Source organism: Duganella levis (genome assembly GCF_009857605.1).
GTDB lineage: Bacteria > Pseudomonadota > Gammaproteobacteria > Burkholderiales > Burkholderiaceae_D > Rugamonas > Rugamonas levis.
Map to the genome: position 1 here is coordinate 108239 of NZ_WWCT01000012.1, position 20889 is coordinate 129127.

A 20889-nucleotide genomic window follows, 5' to 3' on the forward strand; every position below is an offset into this window, starting at 1 on the left:
ATGGAACGGATTCCTATTTTGCGGATTGGCGACCTGCTGCTGGTGACCATCCAGGTGGACATGCATGACAGCCTGGCCCTGACCCTGCAGGATGACCTGACCGAACGCATCGTCCGCGACAACGCCAAGGGCGTGCTGATCGACATTTCCGCGCTGGACCTGGTGGACTCGTTCATCGGCCGCATGATCAGCAACACCGCCGCCATGGCGCGCGTGCTCGACGCCCAGACGGTGCTGGTCGGCATGCAGCCGGCGGTGGCGATTACGCTGGTGGAACTCGGCCTGACGCTGCCGGGCGTGAAAACTGCGCTGAATGTCGAAAAGGGCATGCAGCTGCTAGGAAAGAACTACGCGTGATGAGCCTCGCCTCGCCCGATATCAGCCGCTACCACTCGCCGTTGCTGACGCAGTATGCCAGTCAGGCCAGGCTGCACCAGGTGCTGCCGCTGGAAACCGACGAACACGTGGTGGCGGTGCGCAAGGCGGTGCGCGAGCACGCCCTGGAGTTGAAACTGAGCCTGGTGGAGCAGACCAAGCTGGTGACCGCCGCCAGCGAGCTGGCGCGCAACACCATCAAGTACGGCGGTGGCGGCGTGGTGGTGCTGGAACGCCTGATCGACGGCCTGCGCAACGGGCTGCGGCTGGTGTTTGCCGACACCGGCCCCGGCATCGCCGACATCGAACTGGCGCTGCGCGACGGCTACACCAGCGGCGGCGGCCTTGGTCTTGGACTGGGCGGCACCAAGCGCCTGGTCGATGATTTTCTGATTGATTCACGCCCCAGCGAGGGCACTGCAGTAGCGATTATTAAATGGAAAATCTAAGTAGTTCGCTGGCGCCCGCTGAATGGATCACCATCAGCCACGCCAGCGATGTCGGCGCCGCCCGGCGCAGCGGTCAGACCCTGGCCGAGCAACTGGGCATGGGGGAGACGCGCGCCGGCCAGTTGGCGATCATTATTACCGAGGCCGCCAGCAACATCATCAAGCACGCCGGCGAAGGCCGGCTGCGGGTGACGATGGCCGTGCATGGCGGCCAACGCTGTATCGAGGTGCTGGCGCTGGATAACGGTCCCGGCATCGGCAATCTGGCGCAGGCCATGCTGGACGGGGTGTCCAGTACCGGCACCGCCGGCACTGGCCTGGGCGCGATGCGCCGGCTGGCCGACCAGTTGGATGTCTACGCGCCCCTGGGCAAGGGCACGGCGCTGTTTGCGCGGCTGTGGGTGGATGCGGCGGCTGCGGCGCAGCCGGTTCACTGCGGTGGTGTTTGCCTGCCCCTGGCCGGCGAGACGGCCTGTGGCGACGCCTGGGCGGTTGCGCAGCAGCACGGCCGTCTGGTCTTGCTGATGGCCGACGGCCTCGGCCATGGTGTGGAAGCGGCCAAGGCATCGACGGCGGCGGTGAAGGTGTTGCAGGCCGATTCCGGCCAGGCGCCGCAGCGGTTGATGGAGGAATGCCACCAGGCATTGCGGCCGACGCGTGGCGCGGCACTGGCCATCGCCGAGCTGGACCTGGCGCAGCAGCAGTTGCGTTTTGCCGGCGTCGGCAACATCGGCGCCAGCATCATCGATGATGGCGCGCGGCGGCAACTGATGTCGCATAACGGCATCGTCGGCCACAATATGCGCAAGGTGAACGAGTTGGTGTTCGCCTGTCCGGCCGGCGCGCTGGTGGTGCTGGCCAGCGACGGCATTACCACCCAGTGGGACCTGGCGGCGTATCCCGGCCTGGCGACACGCGAACCGGCACTGATTGCCGGCGTGCTGCTGCGCGACCACAGCCGGGGGCGCGACGACGCCAGCGTACTGGTGGTCAGGACTTTGGAGAACGTGTGATGTCGTTTGTGCGCATATTGCAGGTGAACATAGGCAGCACGCCGGACCTGGTGGCGGTGCGCCAGCGCGCGCGCCAGGTCGCCGGCCTGCTCAATTTCGGCGTGCAGGACCAGGTGCGCATCGCCACGGCAGTGTCGGAAGTGGCGCGCTGCGCCTACGGCCGGCTGGAGGGCGGCCGCGCCACCTTCGCCGTCAACGTGCGGGAGCAACCGGCGCAACTGAAGGTGATCATCAGTGCCGAAGGCGCCGAGCGCCCGCAAGCCGCCGTCGAAGGCGAGGCGGCGACGCCGCAGCTGGAAGCCGCGCGGGTAACGGCCCAACGGTTGATGGACGACTGCACCATCATCAGCGCTACGCCGCTGGAGCTGAAGGTGGAGATGAACAAGAGCTTGCCGGCGCAGCCGGGCCGCGTCTCGGTGGACCTGGCGCAGGTCAGCGCGCAACTGGTGGCGACGCCGATCCAAAGCACCTATTCGGAAATCGAGCAGCAAAACCGCGAGCTGGCGCAGGCGCTGGCCGAACTGCGCGAGCGCCAGGACGACTTGCTGGCGCTGACGCGCGAACTGGAAGACACCAACCGCGGTGTGGTGGCGCTGTATGCCGAAATCGAAGAAAAGGCCGAGCGCTTGCGCAAGGCCGACGAAATGAAATCGCGTTTCCTGTCCAACACCAGCCACGAGCTGCGCACGCCGCTGAGCTCGATCCGGGCGCTGACCAAGCTGCTGCTGGACCGTATGGACGGCCCGCTGACGGAAGAACAGGAACGCCAGGTGGCCTTTATCGCCAGCGCCGCCGGCGACCTGTCGGAACTGGTGAATGACCTGCTGGACCTGGCCAAGATCGAAGCCGGCAAGGTCGAAGTGACGATGGCGCCGATCCAGATCGGCGAAATGTTCAGCGCACTCAAGGGCATGCTGCGGCCGCTGACCCGCAACGCGCCGGTCGAGCTGGTGTTTGTGGACCCGCCGCCGCTGGCGCTGACGTCGGACGAAGGCAAGCTGACGCAAATCCTGCGCAACTTCATTTCCAACGCCCTCAAGTTCACCGAGGAAGGGCAAGTGGTGGTGCAGCTGCTGGACGAGGGCGAAAACAGCGTGACCTTTGCCGTGACCGACAGCGGCATCGGCATCAGTCCTGAAAACCAGCAACTGATTTTTGAAGAATTCAGCCAGATCGCGCACCCGCTGCAACGGCGCGCCAAGGGCACCGGACTGGGCCTGCCGCTGTGCCGCAAGCTGGCCACGCTGCTGGGCGGCACGGTGGATGTTTCCAGTGCCGAAGGCAGCGGTTCGACGTTTTATCTGCGGCTGCCAGTCGCCTCCCCATGAACAAGGATACCGTCATGGACAACAGCTCTATCCTGATACTGAATGTGGACGATAACGACGGCGCGCGTTACGTCAAGACGCGCATCCTGCTGAGCGCCGGCTTCCGCGTGATCGAAGCGGCCAACGGCACCGACGCGCTGGACATGGCGCGCAAGCAGGCGCCGGCGCTGGTGCTGCTGGACGTCAAGCTGCCCGACATCAGCGGCATCGAAGTGTGCCGCCGCATCAAGGCCGACGTGGCCACCTGCACGGTGCTGGTGCTGCAAACCTCGGCCGCGCTGATCGGCCGCGACGACAAGATCCGCGGCCTGGACGGCGGCGCCGACAATTACCTGGCGGCGCCGATCGAAGCCGACGAACTGATCGCCAACGTCAACGCTTTGCTGCGGCTGCAACGCACGCAGGCCGACCTGCGCAACAGCGAAGAACGTTTCCGCCAGCTGACCGAAAACATCGAGGATGTGTTCTGGATGTTCAACATCAGCGACCAGCAACTGCTGTACGCCAGCCCGGCCTACGAGCGCCTGTTCGGCCGTTCGCTGACGCAGCTGCAGCAGGCGCCGGATGACTGGCTGGAAGCGGTCCATCCAGACGACCGCCAGGTGGTGCAGGCCGACTGGCAGGCTTTCCTCAGCCAGGGTCATTACGACCAGGAATTCCGGCTGGGCGAGGAAGGCGCGGTGCGCTGGGTGCGCGACCGTGCCTTCCTGGTGCGCGACGACCAGCAGCAACCGTATCGCGTGGCCCGCATCAGCAGCGACATCAGCGAGCGCAAGAGCATGGAGGCGCTGCTGCGCCAGGCGGACGAACACAAGAATGATTTCCTGGCCACGCTGGCGCACGAGCTGCGCAATCCACTGAGCCCGATCCGCAACGCCGTCACGCTGATGAACACGGTGCCGGCCACGCAAGCCGAGGTGCACCAGCGCGCGCGCGACGTGATCCTGCGTCAGGTCGGTCACCTGACCCATCTGGTGGATGATTTGCTGGACGTGGCGCGCATCTCGCAAGGCAAGCTGACTCTGCGGCAGCAGGATGTGGAACTGCATGCGGTGATCGAGCCGGCCGTCGAAACGGTCAAGGCGCTGATCGAATCGCGCGGCCATAAACTGCGCGTCGATGTGCCGCCGCAACCGGTGTGGCTGCATGGCGATCCGGTGCGGCTGTCGCAGATCCTCGGCAACCTGCTGCACAACGCCGCCAAGTTCACCGACCCCGGCGGCGAGATTACGCTGACCGTGACGCTGCCGCAGACCGACCGCATCCGCATCGCGGTGGGCGACAACGGCATCGGCATCACCTCGTATAACCTGGCGCGCATCTTTGGCATGTTCACGCAGGGCGCCTCGACCCGCGACCGCATGCACGACGGCCTCGGCATCGGCCTGTCGCTGGTGTCCAAGCTGGTGGACATGCATGGCGGCCGGGTGGAAGCCTATAGCGACGGCATCGGCAAAGGCAGCACCTTTGTGCTGGAGTTCCCGTTGCAACTGCCGGCGGTGGTGGTGCCTGCTGCCGTTGTGGAACCGGCCGTGCCGGGCAGCCTGCGTCTGCTGCTGGTGGACGACAATGTCGACTCGGTCAGCATCATGGCCGAGCTGTTGAAGATGATGGGGCACAACGTGGTCACCGCCAACAACGCCGAGGACGCGCTGACGCTGGCCCGCGCGCACCAGCCGGAAACCATCGTGCTCGACCTCGGCCTGCCGGGCATCGACGGCTACACGCTGGCGCGCATGTTGCGGGCCGAGCCGGCCTTCGCGCACACGCGGCTGATCGCCCATACCGGCTATGGTTCCGACCAGGACCGCGAGCGCAGCCGCGCAGCGGGCTTCGACTACCACCTGGTCAAGCCAGCCAGGTTCGACGACCTTGAGCAGGCGCTACAGCCCCAGCGTTGAGCGCAGCTGCAAGGCGTTGAGGATGGCGGCGCCGGACGCGGTATTGTCGAAGATGCACCAGGCATCGCGTTCGGCCAGCCATTTGGCCACGCTGGCCAGATAGGCCTCGTCATACGATGAATAATAGATGCGTGGGCTGCCGTGCAGGCGAACGTAGGCGTCGTCAGTGGTCGGCACGTATGGTCCCGGCTGGCCGGCCGGCGGATCGGCGATCACGCGGGTGATGCGGTGGCGTTGCAGCAGCGCGCTGGCGTCGTCGCTGAACCAGCTGGCGTGGCGCGCCTCGCAGGCCAGCATGCCGTCGAAATGGCCGCGCAGGCGTTGCAGGAACTCATCGGCCACAGCCGCGTCCAGCGCCAGGCTGGGCGGCAGTTGCACCAGCACGCAACCGAGCTTGTCGCCCAGCGTGCCGGTTTCGGCGGCGAACTGGGCCAGCGTGGCGTCGATGTCCTTCAGCCGGCGGTCGTGCGTGATGGTGCGCGGCAGCTTGACGGCGAAACGGAAATCGGCCGGCACGCTGTCGGCCCAGCGCGCGTAAGTCTGCGGCTGATGCGGACGGTAAAACGAGGAGTTGATTTCCACCGCGTTGAACACGGCGGCGTAGCGTTCCAGATGGCTGCCGGGACCGGCGAAGGAGGGGGCGGCGTCGCGGCTGATGCTCCAACCGGCGCAACCCAATCGCGTGAGAGTCATATAATGCGCAGATTCCGTATTTTTGAAAGATGTCCCGATGGATCTTAAACGCATCGCCAAAATCGCCGCGCCACTGTGGTTGGCTGTATTTTTGGCCGGCCTGGTGACCGCCTGCGCCACCCTGATCGGTCCGCGCGAGGTCGAGTTGCCGCAAGAGCGTCTGCAAACCAGCCTGGATCGCAAATTCCCCATGCATCAGCGCGTGCTGGGCGTGTTCGAGGTGGAGCTGAGCCATCCGCGCCTGGCGGTGCTGGCGGAAAACGACCGGGTGTCGCTGTCGGTCGACCTGGGCGTGTCGCCGCTGCTGGCGCGCCAGTCCTGGCATGGCAGCATGCTGATCTCCGGCCGCCTGCGGGTGGATAGCCCGCACAACGCGATTTACATTGCCGACGCCCATGTCGACCGCTTCATCGTCGATAACATGGACGAGGGCAAGCAGGCGCAACTCGCCAGCGTGGCCAACCTGCTCAGCGACAAGGTGATCCGCGATGTGCCGCTGCACACCTTCCGTCCGGAAGATTTGCGCTATGCCGGCGTGCAGTTCGTGCTGACCGGCATCGATACCCGTCCCGGCGGCTTGGTGGCCCGGTTGCAGCCGGCACAATAGGGAGTATTTCGCGCCGGCCGGTTGCATTTCGCGCCGGTCCGGCGCATTTCGTCGCATGGCGATCCGTGGCGCTGAGCTTCAGCGCATAGTGGCTACATCAACCCAGCCACTTAACTTACTTCACGGAGCTCACCATGATTCAGCAAGTCGTTTCCCACACCCCTGTCTACGTTTGGGCCCTGCTGGCCTTCCTGATCTACCGCGGCTGGCTGGCCAGCCAGGACCGTGAAGCCTCGCTGCGCAAAGTGGCGCTGATCCCGCTGGTGATGGTGGGGCTGGCGGTGACCAGCATCAGCAGCAGCGGCCCGCTGGGCGACGGCGTATGGGCACTGTGGGCCTTGGGCGTTGCAGCATCGGCAGCGGCGATCTGGCAGCTCTCCAGCGGCGAAATCGTGGTCAACCGCGCCGCTGGCACCATCGTGCAGCGTGGCAGTTGGATGCCGCTGGTGCTGATGGTTGCGATTTTTGCCACAAAATACGCCGTGGCTGTGATGTCGGCCATGCACCCTGAATTACCGCATAGCGTGCCGTTTGCCGCCTCCGTCGCTCTGCTGTATGGCGTGTTTAACGGCCTGTTCCTCGGCCGCCTGGCCCGCTACGCCGCAGCCTGGCAGCGTCAGCCGGTGGCAGTCGCTGCCTTGTGATGCGGAGCAGATGCCTCTACAATCGGTCGTTCTCAAGCTTGTAGAGGTCGTGTATGACTATTTTTGGTATCGGTTTGCATGTGCTGGTGGCGATCTTCTTCGCCATCCATGCCATTCGCAGCGGGCAGCAGCTGTACTGGGTAATGATTCTGTTCCTGTTCCCCGGCTTGGGCAGTGTGGTGTATTTCTTCGCCATCTACCTGCCGAATTCGAAGTTGCAGCACGGCGCCCGCAAGGCGGTCAGCGCCGCCGCCAAGACGTTGGACCCGGGTCGCGAACTGCGCGAGGCGCGCGACGCCTACGAGTTCACGCCGACTGCGCAGAATCAGATGCGGCTGGCCAGCGCCCAGCTGGAAGCCGGCAACGCTGAAGAAGCGGCCGCGACTTACGAGGCTTGCCTCAGCGGTCCGTTCTCGGGTGACCTGGAAATTCGCTACGGCGCCGCGCGCGCCACGCTGGCCAGCGGCCGGGCGGCAGCAGCGGTGGCGCATCTGCAAACCATCCGCAGCAGCGATGACAAGTTCCGTCCTGAGCAAGTGTCGTTGCTGCTGGCGCAGGCGCTGGCCGCAGCGGGCCGTCAGGATGAGGCGCGGGAAGAGTTTGAGTTTGCGCTGAGCCGCTACAACAGCTTTACGGTACAGGCCGAATTTGCCATCTGGGCGGCCGGCGTCGGCGATGCCGACAAAGCCCGGCAGCTGAACACCGAATTGCAACGCACCATGGAGCGATGGGCACGCCACACGCGCGACCTCAACCAGCAACTGGTGCGCCGCCTGAACGCGGCGATGGGCTCGATCCGCTGATTAATCGTTGAGAATGACCGCGCCACTGAGATCGTGGCGCGTGATGACGCCATCGACATCGATGGCGATCCAGCCGCCGCGTGGCGGCGTTGCATCCGGCTCCCAATCGGGCAGCACGTAACGCAGCTTGTCGCCGACATGATGCAGGGCGGGGCGGTGCGTGTGGCCGTGGATCATGACACTGGCGCCAGTCTGCGCAAACACCTCGGTAATCGCCTCGGGCGTCACATCCATCACTTCATACGATTTGCCGCTTTGTTCCTTGCGGCTGTCGGCGCGCAGGCCTTCGACAATCGCCTTGCGCTGCGCCAGCGGCATGGCGGTGAACTGCTGTTGCCACGCGGGCTGCCGCACCATGGCGCGGAATTCCATATATTTGATGTCTTGGGTGCACTGGGCGTCGCCGTGCAGCACCACCACCTGCCGGCCGCCGATGTCGGCTACCCAGGTTTCCGGCAGCAAGGTCAGGTTGGCGGCCTCGGCAAAGCGGGCGCCGACCAGGAAATCGCGGTTGCCGGCGATCCAGTAGACCGCCACGCCGGCATCGCTGACGGCGCGCAGCGCCGCCACCACCTGCTGGTGGAAGGGATCGGCGATGTCATCATCGCCGGCCCAATACTCGAACAGGTCGCCGAGTAGATACAACTGCTGCGCGTGCCGCGCATGCCGCTCCAGAAAGCTGAAAAACGCCGTACTGGTCGCGGGATGCGCAGGCTGCAAATGCAGATCGGAGACGAACAGCGCGCAGACTTCACTCATGCTCAGGCCAGGGTGACGCTTTCGATGATCACGTCTTCTGCCGGCACGTCAGCGAACATGCCGCTGCGGGTGGTTTTGACTTTCTTGATGGTGTCGACCACGTCGGTGCCTTCAACTACTTTGCCGAACACGGCGTAGCCCCAGCCGTCCTGGCCTGGGTAGTCCAGGAAGGAGTTGTTTTTCACGTTGATGAAGAACTGGGCCGATGCCGAGTGCGGCGCCGAGGTGCGGGCCATGGCCAGCGTGTACGGCTCGTTTTTCAGGCCGTTCTTGGCTTCGTTTTCCACGGTGGTGTCGGCCGGCTTTTGCTTCATGCCTGGCTCAAAACCGCCGCCCTGGACCATGAAACCGTCGATCACGCGGTGGAAGATGGTGTTGTTGTAGTGGCCGGCTTCCATGTAGGCCAGGAAGTTGGCGACGCTTTTAGGCGCTTTTTCCGCGTCCAGTTCGGCGGTCATGGTGCCCAGATTGGTTTTGATGATTACTTTGGTCATTTTGCTATCCTGAATGGGTTAATGATATCGGCAAGGCCGCTATTTTACTGTTTTGGCTGGATTGGTGTCTTCAAAATCGTCGCCGACTTGACCACCACCGGTACTACCGGCACGTTCTGGAACATGCCTTTGTCATCCACCAGCACCGCCTTGATCTTGTCGACGGTCTCCTGGCCCTTGATGACTTTGCCGAAGACGGCATAGCCGCCGCTGCCATCCGGCCCCGGCGCGTCCAGTCCCGCATTGTCTTCGACGTTGATAAACCACTGCGACGTGGCCGAGTTGGGATCGCCCATGCGCGCCATTGCCAGCGAGTACTTGACGTTGTGCAGGCCGTTGCTGGCTTCCAGCGGAATCGCCTTGTTGGTCGGCTTGCCCTTGAGTTTTTCGTCGTAGCCGCCACCCTGGATCATGAAGCCGTCGATCACGCGGTGGAAAATGGTGTTCTTGTAATAGCCGGATTTAACGTAGGCGAGGAAGTTATCGACTGATTTGGGCGCCTTGTCGTGGTCCAGTTCCAGCACAATATCGCCCATGGTGGTCTTGAGCTCTACTTGTGGCGTGGCGGCCAGCACGGCGCCGGACAGGGTCAGGCCGACGAGGGCGGTCATCAGTTTTTGGTGCATCGAGCTTCCTCTTATCAATGTTAGATAGGCAAAATCCGATTACAGATGAGGCCTATGCTGTTTTTATCAATGCTATACTTTGGTCATTCTACCCCTTAGAAGGTGGAAACAAGAACATTCCCGAGGTTCCCCCAGGCACATGATGACGACAGGTGCGCGCGGTTTCACCAGTGCGCCAGGCCATCGTATTGCCCGGGACCTCCAGCAAAACGCAAGAGTCCGATGAGCAATTTAAAGATTTACAACACGCTGGCACGTGACAAGCAGACCTTCGTACCGATCGAGCCGGGCAAAGTCCGCATGTACGTCTGCGGCATGACCATCTATGATTACTGCCACATCGGCCACGCCCGCATGATGATGGCGTTTGACGTCATGTACCGCTGGCTGCTGGCCTCCGGCTATCAGGTCACTTACGCCCGTAACATCACCGACATCGACGACAAGATCATCAAGCGCGCGGTGGAAAATGGCGAGACCATCACCCAGCTGACCACTCGCTTTACCCAGTACATGGACGAAGACACCAATGCGCTCGGCATCCTGCCGCCGACGCAGGTGCCGCGCGCCACCGAATATGTGCCGCAAATGCTGGCGCTGATCGAGACGCTGGAGTCGAAAGACCTGGCGTACCAGGGCGAGGATGGCGACGTCAATTATGCGGTGCGTAACTTCCCGAACTATGGCCGCCTGTCGGGCAAGTCGCTGGACGACCTGCGCGCCGGCGAGCGCGTCGATGTGAACACCGGCAAGCGCGATCCGCTCGACTTCGTGCTGTGGAAAGCCGCCAAGGAATCCGAGCCGGAAGAGGCCAAGTGGAATTCCAAGTGGGGCAAGGGCCGTCCGGGCTGGCACATCGAGTGCTCGGCCATGTGCTCGGCACTGCTGGGCGAACATTTCGACATCCACGGCGGCGGCGCGGACTTGCAGTTCCCGCACCACGAAAACGAAATCGCGCAGTCGGAAGGCGCGTTCGGCCACCAGATGGTCAACTACTGGGTGCACAACGGTTTCGTGCGCGTGGATAACGAGAAAATGTCCAAATCGCTGGGCAACTTCTTCACCATCCGCGACGTGCTGAAGAAGTACGACGCCGAAGTGGTGCGCTTCTTCATCCTGCGCGCCCACTACCGCAGCCCGCTGAACTATTCGGACGCCCATCTGGACGACGCCCGTGGCGCGCTGACCCGCCTGTACACCGCGCTGGACGGCGTGGAAGGCGACGGCCAGCCGCTCGACTGGCAAGAAGAACACGCAGCCCGCTTCGCTGAAGCGATGGACGACGACTTCAACACGCCGCTGGCCGTGGCCGCGCTGTTCGACCTGGTGACCGAGCTGAACAAGTCGAAATCGCCGGTGCTGGCACGCCAGCTGAAAGAATTGGCCGCCGTGATCGGCCTGTTGCAGCGCAGCGCGCAGCAATTCCGCCAGGCTGCAGTGGGTGACGCCGGCGGCGACGATGGCGCCATCGAGGCCGCCATTGTGCAGCGCGCGGAAGCCAAGAAAGCCCGCAACTTCGCCGAATCGGACAAGATCCGCGCCGATCTGCTGGCCCAGGGCGTGATCCTCGAAGACAAGCCTGACGGCACCACCAACTGGCGCCGCGCATAATTATGGTCAACGCCAAGGATAACGAGGGCGCAGCCAGCCCGGTATCGGCCGTTCCGCCGTACTGGGAGCAAGCCAAGATCGAGCTGATGAAGCGGGACCGCATCATGAACAAGCTCATCCCGCAGTTCGGCGACCTGCACCTCGTGGGCCACCACGACCCGTTTACCACCTTGGCGCGCTCCATCGTCGGCCAGCAGGTGACCGCCAAGGTGGCGGATGTCGCCTGGAAAAAGCTGCTGGTGATCAGCCCGAAATGCTCGCCGGCGCAGATCATCAAGGCCGGCGCCGAGCAGTTGAGCGCTTGCGGCCTGTCCAAGCGCAAGACCGAGTACATCCTCGACCTGGCCGACCACTTCAAGAACAAGCGCGTGCATACGGCCCAGTGGGACCAGATGGACGACGAGGCCGTGATCGCCGAGCTGGTGCAGATCCGCGGCATCGGCCGCTGGACAGCCGAGATGTTTTTGATATTTAATCTGCTGCGCCCCAACGTTTTGCCGCTGGACGACCCCGGTCTGATCCAGGGCATCAGCCAGAATTACTTCTCCGGCGAACCGGTCTCGCGCAGCGATGCGCGCGAGGTGTCGGCCAACTGGGAGCCGTACCGGACCGTCGCCACGTGGTACTTATGGCGTAGTTTGGATCCGGTTGCTGTAGAATAGATACTCTAATCGCTGCGCGAGGCCTTTTTGTGCCCGTCACAAGCGGGCCACTATGCCGCAGCCGAGAATAAACACGGAGGTACAATGACCAAAACGACTTTCCTCAATTTTGAGCAACCGATTGCTGAACTCGACGGCAAGATCGAAGAATTGCGCTTCGTCCAGGACGATTCGGCAGTCGATATCTCTGAGGAGATCGACCGTCTGGCCAAAAAGAGCCAGCAACTGACCAAAGACATCTACGCCAAGCTGACGCCATGGCAGGTTTCGCAGATCGCGCGTCACCCGCAACGTCCATACACCATGGACTACGTCAACGAAATCTTCACCGACTTCCACGAACTGCACGGCGACCGCACCTATGCGGACGACCTGTCGGTGGTCGGCGGCCTGGCGCGCTTCAACGGCCAGGCTTGCATGGTGATCGGCCACCAGAAGGGCCGCGACACCAAAGAACGCGCACTGCGCAACTTCGGCATGCCGAAGCCGGAAGGCTACCGCAAGGCCATGCGCCTGATGAAGCTGGCCGAGAAGTTCGGCATTCCGGTGTTTACGTTTGTGGATACGCCGGGCGCCTTCCCGGGCATCGACGCGGAAGAGCGCGGCCAGTCGGAAGCGATCGGCCACAACCTGTATGTGATGGCGGAACTGAAAGTGCCGCTGATCGCCACCATCATCGGCGAAGGCGGCTCCGGCGGCGCGCTGGCGATTGCCGTGGCCGACCAGGTCATCATGCTGCAATACGCGACCTACTCGGTGATCTCGCCGGAAGGCTGCGCCTCGATCCTGTGGAAGACCTCGGAACGCGCGGCCGATGCGGCTGAAGCCCTGGGCCTGACCGCGCATCGTCTGAAAGCGATCGGCCTGATCGACAAGATCGTCAGCGAACCGCTGGGCGGCGCGCATCGCGATCCGAAACAGATGGCAACGCTGCTGAAACGCGCACTGGCGGACTCGCTGCGCCAGTTCCACGGCATGAAAACCAAAGACCTGCTGGAAGCCCGTCACGAAAAACTGATGAGCTACGGTAAGTTCAAAGAGACCACGCCGCAGGAATAATTTACTCAGCATGGACCCCGGCTTACGCCGGGGCGACGCCCGCCGTCATCCCGGCGCAAGCCGGGATCCATACACCATCGCCGGGAGCACGCAATTGCGCTGCTCCCGGTTTGCATTTCGGAGTCACGATTGAAGCAGCAAAAGCCCACCCTCACGTCCACCTTTGAGCAAGCCGTGTCCGCCGCCCGCGCGCAGCGCGGCACAGGCGAGGGCGCCACGCCGCGCATCGCCATCGCCCTCAGCGGCGGCCTGGACTCGTCGGCGCTGCTGCACCTGGCGCACGCCTATGCCCAGCAGCACGAGCTGACGCTGTGCGCCCTCCACATCCATCACGGCCTCAGCCCCAACGCCGATGCCTGGCTGGCCCACTGCGAACAGCAATGCGCCGCGCTCAACATCTCGTTTGAAGCGCGCCGCATCCAGCTGCAAGACGCCAAAAAATCCGGCACCGAAGCCGCCGCCCGCAAAGCCCGCTACGCCGCCCTCGGCGCGCTGTGCAAGGAACACGACGCCCAACTGCTGCTGACCGCCCACCACCTGGACGACCAGGCTGAAACCGTGCTGCTGCAACTGCTGCGCGGCTCCGGCCCGGCCGGCTTGTCCGGCATGGACGCCGCCAACACCGCCGCCAGCCTGCTGCAAAACGACAACCTCGTCATGGCCCGCCCGCTGCTGCAAGTCGCGCGCAAGCAGCTGGAAAGCTATGTCGCGCAACAGGGTGTAACCCACATTCACGACGAATCCAACGACGACCCGCGCTACGCCCGCAACGCGCTGCGTCACACCGTGATGCCGGCGCTGGAGCAGCATTTCCCCGGCTTCCAGGAACGCTTCGCCCGCAGCGCCCAGCACGCGCAATCGGCGACCCGCCTGCTGACCGAACTGGCCGAGCAAGACTTGATCGCCACGCAAGACGGCGACCAGCTCGACATCAGCAAGCTGCGCGCGCTGAGCCAGGACCGCGCCTACAACCTGCTGCGCCACTGGTTCGCCACGCGCGGCTACAGCATGCCGAGCACCGCCTGGCTGGCCGAGATGCTGACCCAGCTGCTGGAAGCCAAATACGACGCCCAACTGCTGGTCACCCACCCCGACTGCCACGTGCGCCGCTACCGCGACCGCCTGCACCTGACGCCCAAGCTGGCCGAGCTGGAAGGCCAGCGCGAAGACCAGTTCGACGACAAGCCCGGCACCGCCTTCCGCTGGAACGGCGAAACCGAACTGGCGTTCCCGGCCTACGGCGGCATCCTGCACTTTGAGGCGGTCGAGGAGGGCCAGGATGGCCTCGATCCCGACTGGCTTCGCAGCCAGCCGCTGCTGATCGAATTCCGCCGTGGCGGCGAAAAACTCAAGCCGGCGCACAACCGGCCAACCCGCGCCATTAAATACCACTACCAGGCGCTGGATATTCCGGCCTGGGAGCGCGGCCGCCTGCCTGTGGTCAAAAATGCCAAAGAACTGCTGTTCGCCGCCGGCATCGGCATGGACTGCCACCATCTGAGCAATGGGGCAGGGCGGATTCGCCTGCGTTGGCAAGCTGTATAGACATTGAGGCGCTTTCTGCCGAATTTTGTATGTAGATATGTCTATTCAGTATGAGATTATGAGTTTTTTGACTTGTTATTTTGCACTGCGGCAGGTAGAGTTTAGGGTTCTATTTACCTTTATTTGAGCGGAAAACTCTCTGTTATGGCTTTAATCGTGCACAAATATGGCGGTACGTCGATGGGTTCGACGGACCGTATCAAGAACGTCGCGCGGCGTGTCGCCAAGTGGCATGACGCCGGACACCGCATTGTGGTCGTGCCGTCGGCAATGTCGGGCGAGACCAACCGCCTGATCGGCCTCGCCAAGGAAATCCAATCGCAGCCGGACCCGCGCGAACTGGACATGATCGCCGCCACCGGCGAACAAGTCTCGGTCGGCCTGCTGTCGATGGCGCTGCAAGCGATCGGCAAGAAAGCGGTCGGCTACGCCGGCTGGCAAGTCGCGATTAAAACCGATTCCGCCTACACCAAGGCCCGCATCCAGTCGATCGACAACGACAAGGTCAACCGCGATCTGGACGACGGCAAGATCGTCATCATCACCGGCTTCCAGGGCGTGGATGAGGAAGACAACATCACCACGCTGGGCCGCGGCGGTTCGGACACCTCGGCCGTGGCGATTGCCGCAGCCATGAAGGCCGACGAATGCCTGATCTTCACCGACGTAGACGGCGTGTACACCACCGATCCACGCGTGGTGTCGGAAGCGCGCCGGCTGAAGGCGATCACGTTTGAAGAAATGCTGGAACTGGCGTCGCTGGGCTCGAAAGTGCTGCAGACCCGTTCGGTGGAATTCGCCGGCAACTACCGCGTGCCGACCCGCGTGCTGTCGTCGCTGACCGACCCGATGCTGGACCTGGAAGTGGAAGCCAACTCGGGCACCCTGATTTCGTTTGAGGAAGATAAAAACATGGAACAAGCAGTCATCTCCGGTATCGCCTTTAACCGCGATGAAGCCAAAATCACCGTGCTGGGCGTGCCGGACCGTCCGGGCGTGGCCTACCACATCCTGGGCCCGGTGGCCGAAGCCAACATCGAAGTCGACATGATCATCCAGAACCAGTCGGTGGATGGCAAGACGGACTTCACCTTCACCGTGCCGCGCAACGACTTCCAGCGCGCGCTGGACGTGCTGAACAGCTCGAAGGAATCGCTGGGTGCGGCCAGCATCGCCGGCGACGCCAAAGTATCGAAAATCTCGGTGGTCGGCGTGGGCATGCGTTCGCACGTTGGCGTGGCATCGAAAATGTTCCGCACCTTGTCGGAAGAGGGCATCAACATCATGATGATTTCGACGTCGGAAATCAAAATTTCGGTGCTGATCGACGAGAAATACATGGAACTGGCCGTACGCGCGCTGCACAAAGCGTTCGAACTGGAAAAGGCATAAATTTTTCAAAAAAATGGTCTGCTGTCCTTGACCAGATCATTTTCGGTCTATACCATGGCGGTCGTCTGCTCTGGTGCGCAAGGACTGGAAAGACATAGTTGAGTAATCGACTAGGAGACGTGGCCGAGTGGCCGAAGGCACATCCCTGCTAAGGATGCATACGGCTTATACCTGTATCGTGGGTTCGAATCCCACCGTCTCCGCCAGAACAAACAAAAAAGCCTCCCCTGCGGGAGGCTTTTTTGTTTGGCCGGCCCCAGGCGCTCCGAATCGCCCAGCTGCCGACGTCATCTCAGGCAGCACAAGGTGGGGCCGTAAGATAGCCGTAAGGCTAAAAGATGAGGCAAATCATACAGTTCAGTCTGCTGGGAACGCGTTGGGGAATGCGTACCGTTAATGGAGACTGCCATGAATGCCCATCTTGAGCTGATGAACAACGAAGTCTGCCCGACGCCAACCGCCGACCGCATGCGCCGCGCCGCCACACTGATATTAAGCAGCCCCACCTTTGCCAAAGCGCCGCGCATGCGGCAGCTGCTGTCCTTTCTGATCGATGCCAAACTGGCCGGCAGCGCCGACCAGTTGAGTGAGTACGCCATCGGCCTTGCCGTGTTCCGGCGCGATCCGCGCGTCTACGACACCGCGCTCGATCCGGTGGTGCGGGTGCAGACCGGGCGCTTGCGCGAGCGGCTTGCGGATTACTACCGCGCGGTGGGCGAGCCGGACCTGGCGGAAATTTCCATCCCCACCGGAGGCTACGAGCCGCAGGTGGTCGGCCCGGCTGGCCCGGCCGCCAACGATGGCCTGAGGCTGCATCTGGCGCCACTGCGGGACTTGAGCCGGGTCAGCGGCAGCGATGCTTTCTTATGGGGGCTGGAGGAGGAACTGAGCGCGCGGCTGTACCGGACATTCGGCGCGGCAGTCATGGTGCAAGACTCGCAGTCTGGCATGCACGCCGGCGCGACCGCCACCTGCTACCGGGTGGAAGGCAGCCTGCGCGTCGAGGCGGGACGCGCGCGCGCCTGCATGCGGCTGGTGGAGACGGGGGCCGGGAAAATCGCCTGGGTGGCGCAGTTTGATTGCGACGGCGACCTGGGCATGGCGCGACAGGAGGCGCTGGCCGGCGACATCTGCGCCGGCTTGTCACGCTACCTTACAGTTGCGGCGGCACGTTGGTCTCCTGCGGATCGTCCTTGAATTGGTCCGTCGTCAAGGTGTTCAAGAACAGCAGGTAGAAACGGTGAATGCTGTGGCGGTCATGATGAGGATTGATGGTCATCAGGGACAGCGAAAACGGTCCCGGCACCGTGCTCAGCGCCGGGCCCTCGATCGCTTCGATGCCTGTGATGCACCAGCCGTCCTCGGACGAGCGGAAGTCCAGGGCAAACAGACACTTGGTGGGACGGTCGATGGGCAGGTTGATGAACGGCTTGGTTACCGGCCCGCCGGTGCTGGCATCGAAGTAGGTGTAATCGACGCGGCCGGGGTTGATCGAGACCAATACCGGGAATTGTGCTGGTGCGGTAGACATAATGCTCCTTAGGGGTGGTGGGAAATAAATTGCAGATAGGCCTGATCGGCGTAGCCGATGTCTTGCAGTCTGGCGGCGGCCAGCCGCACGGCCGGCCGATCGCCGAGGCACGCGTTGACCCGGCTCCAAAGTTCCAGTACTTGAAAATTAGGCGGGGCCGCACCTTCGTTCTTGAGCATGTCCCGGATTTGTTGGCACGTGGAAATCGCCAGCTTGGTATCTCCTTGTTTTTGTTGCAATGACGAAGATAGCAACAGTGTCTCCGCCAAGGCCAGGCGGCCGCTCAGATTGTCTGGATTGGCGTCGTAGATCGGCTGCAAGGTCGTCCGCGCGGCCTGCAGCTCCTGGCCGGCGGCAGCGTTCTGCCCCGATTTCAGCAGGATCGCGGCAAAGTGGGTATGGGCGATGGCGGCGCGGCGCGCCCACAGTACGTTTTTCGGATCGAGCGCCATCATGTCCTGCCAGGTCCGCCGGATCACCGCGAACTGCGACAGCACCTCGGCGGCAGGCGCGGTGCGCGCGAGCAGCCACAGGCGTTCCTGTTCCAGGTTGGCCTTCTCGGCCTGCCAGCCACGGTGTTTGCCATCGCGCTCGACGATCCGGGCGAACAGGCGCTGCGCCTGGCCATAGTCGCGCAGCGCGTCCCGGTCCAGGCCGAGCGCCATACTGTTGAGTGCCCGATGCTGCAGGGCGACCGCGTGACGGTGCGTCCACAGCGACTCGTCGGGGGCGCTGTCGGCCAGCCGCAGCACCAGTTGCAATTCTTCCGCGTACAGCTGGCGTGCCGCCTGCAGCTTGCCCAGCGACTGGGTGGCCGAAGCCAGCCAGGAATAGCTGTCGGCCAGCTCGACCATGACGGTGCGCGACGACGGCTTGCGCGCCAGCGCGCGCTGCTTGAGCGCGATCGAGGCGAGAAATTCGGGAATCGCCTGCTCGGGCTGGCCGCGCATCAGCGCCAGGTTGCCCAGGTTGTTGTGCGCATACGAGCGCTCCACCCACCATTCGGTATTGTCGGGCTCCAGATCGTACAGGCGGTTGGAAAAGCGCAGGTAGTCACGCCAGGCGTCCTGCGCCTGCTGCCACTGATTGCGGTCCTTGTGCAGCTGGCCGATCCAGTAAGCATTGGCGCCCAGGTTGTTCAACACCTGGATGTCGCGCGGCGCCTGCTCCAGCTGGCGGGTCAAAATAGCGCTGGCCTGGTGCAGAGCATCGATGGCGCCGGCCGAGTCACCGCGCGAGCGCCGCACTTCGCCGATCATCTGCAAGCCTTTGGCGCGCAGCGTCAGCGCGGTCGGGTTGAGCTCGTTGCTGCTGGTGCCGCGCAGGTACTGCAGGGCGCGGCTGCTGACGGTGTCGAGGAAGTCCAGCCGGCCGAGCGGCCGCAGCTTGTCGGTCAGGTCGCCCAGCATGAAATCGATCAAGCCCTCGGCTTCTTCGCGGCGCGTCTCGGCCGACCGTTTGGCGGCCAGCGCGCTCACTCCCAGCAGCGAGGCGACCAACGCCAGCAGCACGATCAGCGCCAGCGCCGACAGGCGCAAGCGGTCGCGCTGGCGGACCCGCCGCGCCGACGTCTGGATGCATTCCAGCTCGGTATCGCTCAGCGTCACCACGCCGCCCTGTTGCAGCAGCGTGGCCTCGGCCAACAGCGTTCCCTTGGGCAGCAGCAGATCGCTGGGACGGCCTTCGGCGCGCCAGCGGCGGGCGTGCTGGGTCAGGCGGCTGCGGGCGCGCAGGGCGCCGCGATGGGTGTCGACCCAGGCGCTGATGCGCGGCCAGCGTCGCAGGATGGCTTCATGGGCGATGCCGAACACCGGCGTGCCGGCCACCAGGTCGCTGACAAACAGACGCGCTTCGATCAGCGCGGCCACGGCCTGGCGGGCCGCCTCGTCGGGCAACGCGGTCCACGGCGCGCGCTGGCTGCCGACCTGTTCATCGTCGGTGGACAGCACCACCACCTGCGCCATGATGCGGGGCAGGGCATCGCGCTGGAGTGGCGTCAGGCCCAGCACCACCTGTTCCGCGCGTTGCCCGATGGCGCCTTCGAGTTCGCCGAGCTGGCGGAAGGCGTCGAAGCTGAGTTCGCCGGTGTCGGTGCGCAGCCGGTACAGCTCCTGCAGGCAGTATTGCAGCAGAGGCAGGGCGTCCGGACTGGCGATCGCGCTTTCGCACAATACATCGTCGAGCCGGGCATGCGTGAGCCGGTCGACGCCGAAGCTGAGCCGGGCCGCCGCCGCCGGGGCGCGGATGATTTGCGGGATGTCGTTGAAGCCGGGCGGGTCGAGGTCGAAATGGCCGCCCAGGCGCCTGGCCTCGCTCAACAGCGCGCAGCGGGCGATGCTGGGATAGTAGTCGTTGCGGCAGGCGATCAGCACGATCAGGGCCGGGCTGCGCGCGAGCAATTCCAGCATGTCCAGGAAGGCGTTGCGGGCGGCCTCGTCGGTTCGTGCGGTGTTGAACAGGGCTTCAAAGCGGTCGATAAAGATGGCAAAGCGCAAGCCCGGTCGCAGGCGGGCGGCGGGCGCCAGTGCGGCCGCCAGCTCGGCCACCACGCCGGCGCAGTCATGGGCGAGCCGCGCGCCGAGCGACATGGCATTTTCTCCCGGAAACGCCAGTTGATCATCCCATTCCAGGTCGAGCAGGGCGCAGGCCAGCGACGTCGGCAGCGATTGCTGGCCGAGGTCAATCAAGTCCAGCGTGGTGGCGGCCAGCACCGCCAATTCCCCGGTGGCGCGCTCCGGCGCCAGACCGGCCAGCAGGCCGGCCTGGATCAGCGAGGTCTTGCCGGCGCCGCTGGGCCCCAGCACCACCGTCAGGGACAAGCCACTGCGCGCTTGCGCCAGCACGGTTGCGCCCAGATGGCGGGTAACGTCGTCGCGGCCGAAAAACACCGCTGCGTGGGCCTGGTCGAAGGCAAGCAGCCCGCGAAACGGCGAGCCGGACTCCCAGTTGCCCGGATGTTTGGCGCGCTCGGCAAAGAACTCCAGTGGCGCCACCGTGCGGTAACCCCGCTTGCGGATGGTTTCGATATAAGCCGGTGCGCTGGCGCTGTCGCCCAATATGCGGCGCAGCTGGGCAATATTCTTGTGCAGCGGGCTGTCGCCAAGCAAGACGCCGCCCCAGCAGCGGGCCAGCAGTTCGTCGCTGCTGACGATTTCGCCGCCGGCCGCACACAGGGCCAGCAGCACATCCATGGTGCGCGGCTCCATCTGGCGCCGTTCGTGCGGATTGGTAATGGTATTCAGGGAGGGCTCCACCACCCAGTCGCCAAAGCGAAACCTGGCCGTCGGCGTCGGTGGCGGCGAGGCAGGTGACAACAGGGCGGTGGGCGTGCGCGGTTGCTGCATGGCGGGTTTGGAGTAGACCAATGTTAGCATTTTACTACGCTCCCGCCAGTGCA

At 63.9% G+C, this 20889-nt stretch carries 20 protein-coding genes and 1 tRNA gene; 15 read left to right on the plus strand and 6 right to left on the minus strand.

The genetic code is table 11. From position 1 onward, the window contains the following. Genes GTP69_RS15970 through GTP69_RS15990 form a run of 5 tightly spaced genes read left to right on the plus strand, consistent with a single transcriptional unit; the run spans position 1 to position 5066 of the window. Positions 1-357, plus strand: a complete 357-nt coding sequence (locus GTP69_RS15970) for an STAS domain-containing protein (RefSeq protein WP_110848345.1) — start codon at positions 1-3, stop codon at positions 355-357. Continuing rightward, on the plus strand, positions 357-824 hold the full coding sequence (locus GTP69_RS15975) for an anti-sigma regulatory factor (protein WP_229260983.1): 468 nt from the start codon (positions 357-359) through the stop codon (positions 822-824). Before GTP69_RS15970 ends, GTP69_RS15975 begins: the two co-directional genes overlap by 1 nt. Further along, complete coding sequence (locus tag GTP69_RS15980; protein ID WP_161055785.1) at positions 812-1837, plus strand: ATP-binding SpoIIE family protein phosphatase; 1026 nt, start codon at positions 812-814, stop codon at positions 1835-1837. Before GTP69_RS15975 ends, GTP69_RS15980 begins: the two co-directional genes overlap by 13 nt. Then, positions 1837-3165: a sensor histidine kinase gene (locus GTP69_RS15985; protein WP_161055786.1), complete on the plus strand. Its 1329-nt coding sequence runs from the start codon at positions 1837-1839 to the stop codon at positions 3163-3165. The genes GTP69_RS15980 and GTP69_RS15985 overlap by 1 nt, the downstream gene beginning before the upstream one ends. Positions 3166-3179: 14 nt before the next feature. Next, a complete protein-coding gene (locus GTP69_RS15990) occupies positions 3180-5066 on the plus strand; it encodes a hybrid sensor histidine kinase/response regulator (RefSeq protein ID WP_229260977.1) in 1887 nt (628 codons plus the stop codon). Here GTP69_RS15990 and GTP69_RS15995 read toward each other — a convergent pair. Next, positions 5049-5759 (minus strand): DUF72 domain-containing protein, encoded by a 711-nt coding sequence (locus tag GTP69_RS15995; RefSeq protein WP_161055788.1) that lies wholly within the window; start codon positions 5757-5759, stop codon positions 5049-5051. The two genes, GTP69_RS15990 and GTP69_RS15995, sit on opposite strands and share 18 nt — an antisense overlap. A 37-nt stretch (positions 5760-5796) precedes the next feature. Here GTP69_RS15995 and GTP69_RS16000 point away from each other — a divergent pair, with 37 nt between their 5' ends. The 3 genes from GTP69_RS16000 (at position 5797) to GTP69_RS16010 (ending at position 7813) form a co-directional block, all read left to right on the plus strand. Next, entirely contained in the window at positions 5797-6366 is a 570-nt protein-coding gene (locus GTP69_RS16000) for a DUF1439 domain-containing protein (protein WP_161055789.1), read from the plus strand. A gap of 134 nt (positions 6367-6500) precedes the next feature. Next, entirely contained in the window at positions 6501-7010 is a 510-nt protein-coding gene (locus GTP69_RS16005; protein ID WP_161055790.1) for a DUF6622 family protein, read from the plus strand. Positions 7011-7063: 53 nt separating this feature from the next. After that, positions 7064-7813: a tetratricopeptide repeat protein gene (locus GTP69_RS16010; RefSeq protein WP_161055791.1), complete on the plus strand. Its 750-nt coding sequence runs from the start codon at positions 7064-7066 to the stop codon at positions 7811-7813. On the opposite strand, the gene GTP69_RS16015 is transcribed toward GTP69_RS16010, so the two are convergent. Genes GTP69_RS16015 through GTP69_RS16025 form a run of 3 tightly spaced genes read right to left on the minus strand, consistent with a single transcriptional unit; the run spans position 7814 to position 9692 of the window. Then, positions 7814-8572 (minus strand): UDP-2,3-diacylglucosamine diphosphatase, encoded by a 759-nt coding sequence (locus tag GTP69_RS16015; RefSeq protein ID WP_161055792.1) that lies wholly within the window; start codon positions 8570-8572, stop codon positions 7814-7816. A 2-nt stretch (positions 8573-8574) separates the two neighbouring features. Next, entirely contained in the window at positions 8575-9066 is a 492-nt protein-coding gene (locus tag GTP69_RS16020) for a peptidylprolyl isomerase (protein WP_161055793.1), read from the minus strand. 44 nt (positions 9067-9110) lie between these two features. After that, complete coding sequence (locus tag GTP69_RS16025) at positions 9111-9692, minus strand: peptidylprolyl isomerase (protein WP_161055794.1); 582 nt, start codon at positions 9690-9692, stop codon at positions 9111-9113. Between the two features lie 222 nt (positions 9693-9914). Between GTP69_RS16025 and cysS the strand changes: the two genes are divergently transcribed. From cysS to GTP69_RS16060, 7 genes are all read left to right on the plus strand, one after another. Further along, the gene (cysS, locus tag GTP69_RS16030) at positions 9915-11303 is read left to right on the plus strand and encodes a cysteine--tRNA ligase (protein WP_161055795.1); all 1389 of its coding nucleotides are present in this window, start codon (positions 9915-9917) and stop codon (positions 11301-11303) included. Positions 11304-11305: 2 nt separating this feature from the next. Further along, positions 11306-11965: a DNA-3-methyladenine glycosylase family protein gene (locus GTP69_RS16035; RefSeq protein WP_161055796.1), complete on the plus strand. Its 660-nt coding sequence runs from the start codon at positions 11306-11308 to the stop codon at positions 11963-11965. Between the two features lie 84 nt (positions 11966-12049). Beyond that, on the plus strand, positions 12050-13024 hold the full coding sequence (locus GTP69_RS16040; protein WP_161055797.1) for an acetyl-CoA carboxylase carboxyltransferase subunit alpha: 975 nt from the start codon (positions 12050-12052) through the stop codon (positions 13022-13024). Positions 13025-13153: 129 nt separating this feature from the next. Beyond that, positions 13154-14569, plus strand: a complete 1416-nt coding sequence (gene tilS / locus GTP69_RS16045) for a tRNA lysidine(34) synthetase TilS (protein WP_161055798.1) — start codon at positions 13154-13156, stop codon at positions 14567-14569. Between the two features lie 144 nt (positions 14570-14713). Next, a complete protein-coding gene (locus GTP69_RS16050; protein ID WP_161055799.1) occupies positions 14714-15961 on the plus strand; it encodes an aspartate kinase in 1248 nt (415 codons plus the stop codon). Positions 15962-16074: 113 nt separating this feature from the next. Continuing rightward, positions 16075-16167 (plus strand) — tRNA-Ser (locus GTP69_RS16055). 202 nt (positions 16168-16369) lie between these two features. Beyond that, complete coding sequence (locus GTP69_RS16060) at positions 16370-17158, plus strand: hypothetical protein (protein ID WP_161055800.1); 789 nt, start codon at positions 16370-16372, stop codon at positions 17156-17158. Here GTP69_RS16060 and GTP69_RS16065 read toward each other — a convergent pair. Together GTP69_RS16065 and GTP69_RS16070 are read right to left on the minus strand one after the other, a co-directional pair. Then, on the minus strand, positions 17115-17492 hold the full coding sequence (locus GTP69_RS16065; RefSeq protein WP_161055801.1) for a hypothetical protein: 378 nt from the start codon (positions 17490-17492) through the stop codon (positions 17115-17117). The two genes, GTP69_RS16060 and GTP69_RS16065, sit on opposite strands and share 44 nt — an antisense overlap. 8 nt (positions 17493-17500) lie before the next feature. Next, positions 17501-20866 carry an nSTAND1 domain-containing NTPase gene (locus GTP69_RS16070; protein ID WP_161055802.1) on the minus strand — a complete coding sequence of 1122 codons (3366 nt, stop codon included), beginning with the start codon at positions 20864-20866 and terminating at the stop codon, positions 17501-17503. Positions 20867-20889 lie beyond the last annotated feature (23 nt).

What these genes read in the sequence shown, in the direction of transcription:
- GTP69_RS15970 (WP_110848345.1), top strand. Translation starts at nt 1, where the DNA reads ATGGAACGGATTCCTATTTTGCGGATTGGCGACCTGCTGCTGGTGACC.
- GTP69_RS15975 (WP_229260983.1), top strand. Translation starts at nt 357, where the DNA reads ATGAGCCTCGCCTCGCCCGATATCAGCCGCTACCACTCGCCGTTGCTG.
- GTP69_RS15980 (WP_161055785.1), top strand. Translation starts at nt 812, where the DNA reads ATGGAAAATCTAAGTAGTTCGCTGGCGCCCGCTGAATGGATCACCATC.
- GTP69_RS15985 (WP_161055786.1), top strand. Translation starts at nt 1,837, where the DNA reads ATGTCGTTTGTGCGCATATTGCAGGTGAACATAGGCAGCACGCCGGAC.
- GTP69_RS15990 (WP_229260977.1), top strand. Translation starts at nt 3,180, where the DNA reads ATGGACAACAGCTCTATCCTGATACTGAATGTGGACGATAACGACGGC.
- GTP69_RS15995 (WP_161055788.1), bottom strand. Translation starts at nt 5,759, where the DNA reads ATGACTCTCACGCGATTGGGTTGCGCCGGTTGGAGCATCAGCCGCGAC.
- GTP69_RS16000 (WP_161055789.1), top strand. Translation starts at nt 5,797, where the DNA reads ATGGATCTTAAACGCATCGCCAAAATCGCCGCGCCACTGTGGTTGGCT.
- GTP69_RS16005 (WP_161055790.1), top strand. Translation starts at nt 6,501, where the DNA reads ATGATTCAGCAAGTCGTTTCCCACACCCCTGTCTACGTTTGGGCCCTG.
- GTP69_RS16010 (WP_161055791.1), top strand. Translation starts at nt 7,064, where the DNA reads ATGACTATTTTTGGTATCGGTTTGCATGTGCTGGTGGCGATCTTCTTC.
- GTP69_RS16015 (WP_161055792.1), bottom strand. Translation starts at nt 8,572, where the DNA reads ATGAGTGAAGTCTGCGCGCTGTTCGTCTCCGATCTGCATTTGCAGCCT.
- GTP69_RS16020 (WP_161055793.1), bottom strand. Translation starts at nt 9,066, where the DNA reads ATGACCAAAGTAATCATCAAAACCAATCTGGGCACCATGACCGCCGAA.
- GTP69_RS16025 (WP_161055794.1), bottom strand. Translation starts at nt 9,692, where the DNA reads ATGCACCAAAAACTGATGACCGCCCTCGTCGGCCTGACCCTGTCCGGC.
- cysS (WP_161055795.1), top strand. Translation starts at nt 9,915, where the DNA reads ATGAGCAATTTAAAGATTTACAACACGCTGGCACGTGACAAGCAGACC.
- GTP69_RS16035 (WP_161055796.1), top strand. Translation starts at nt 11,306, where the DNA reads ATGGTCAACGCCAAGGATAACGAGGGCGCAGCCAGCCCGGTATCGGCC.
- GTP69_RS16040 (WP_161055797.1), top strand. Translation starts at nt 12,050, where the DNA reads ATGACCAAAACGACTTTCCTCAATTTTGAGCAACCGATTGCTGAACTC.
- GTP69_RS16050 (WP_161055799.1), top strand. Translation starts at nt 14,714, where the DNA reads ATGGCTTTAATCGTGCACAAATATGGCGGTACGTCGATGGGTTCGACG.
- GTP69_RS16060 (WP_161055800.1), top strand. Translation starts at nt 16,370, where the DNA reads ATGAATGCCCATCTTGAGCTGATGAACAACGAAGTCTGCCCGACGCCA.
- GTP69_RS16065 (WP_161055801.1), bottom strand. Translation starts at nt 17,492, where the DNA reads ATGTCTACCGCACCAGCACAATTCCCGGTATTGGTCTCGATCAACCCC.
- GTP69_RS16070 (WP_161055802.1), bottom strand. Translation starts at nt 20,866, where the DNA reads ATGCTAACATTGGTCTACTCCAAACCCGCCATGCAGCAACCGCGCACG.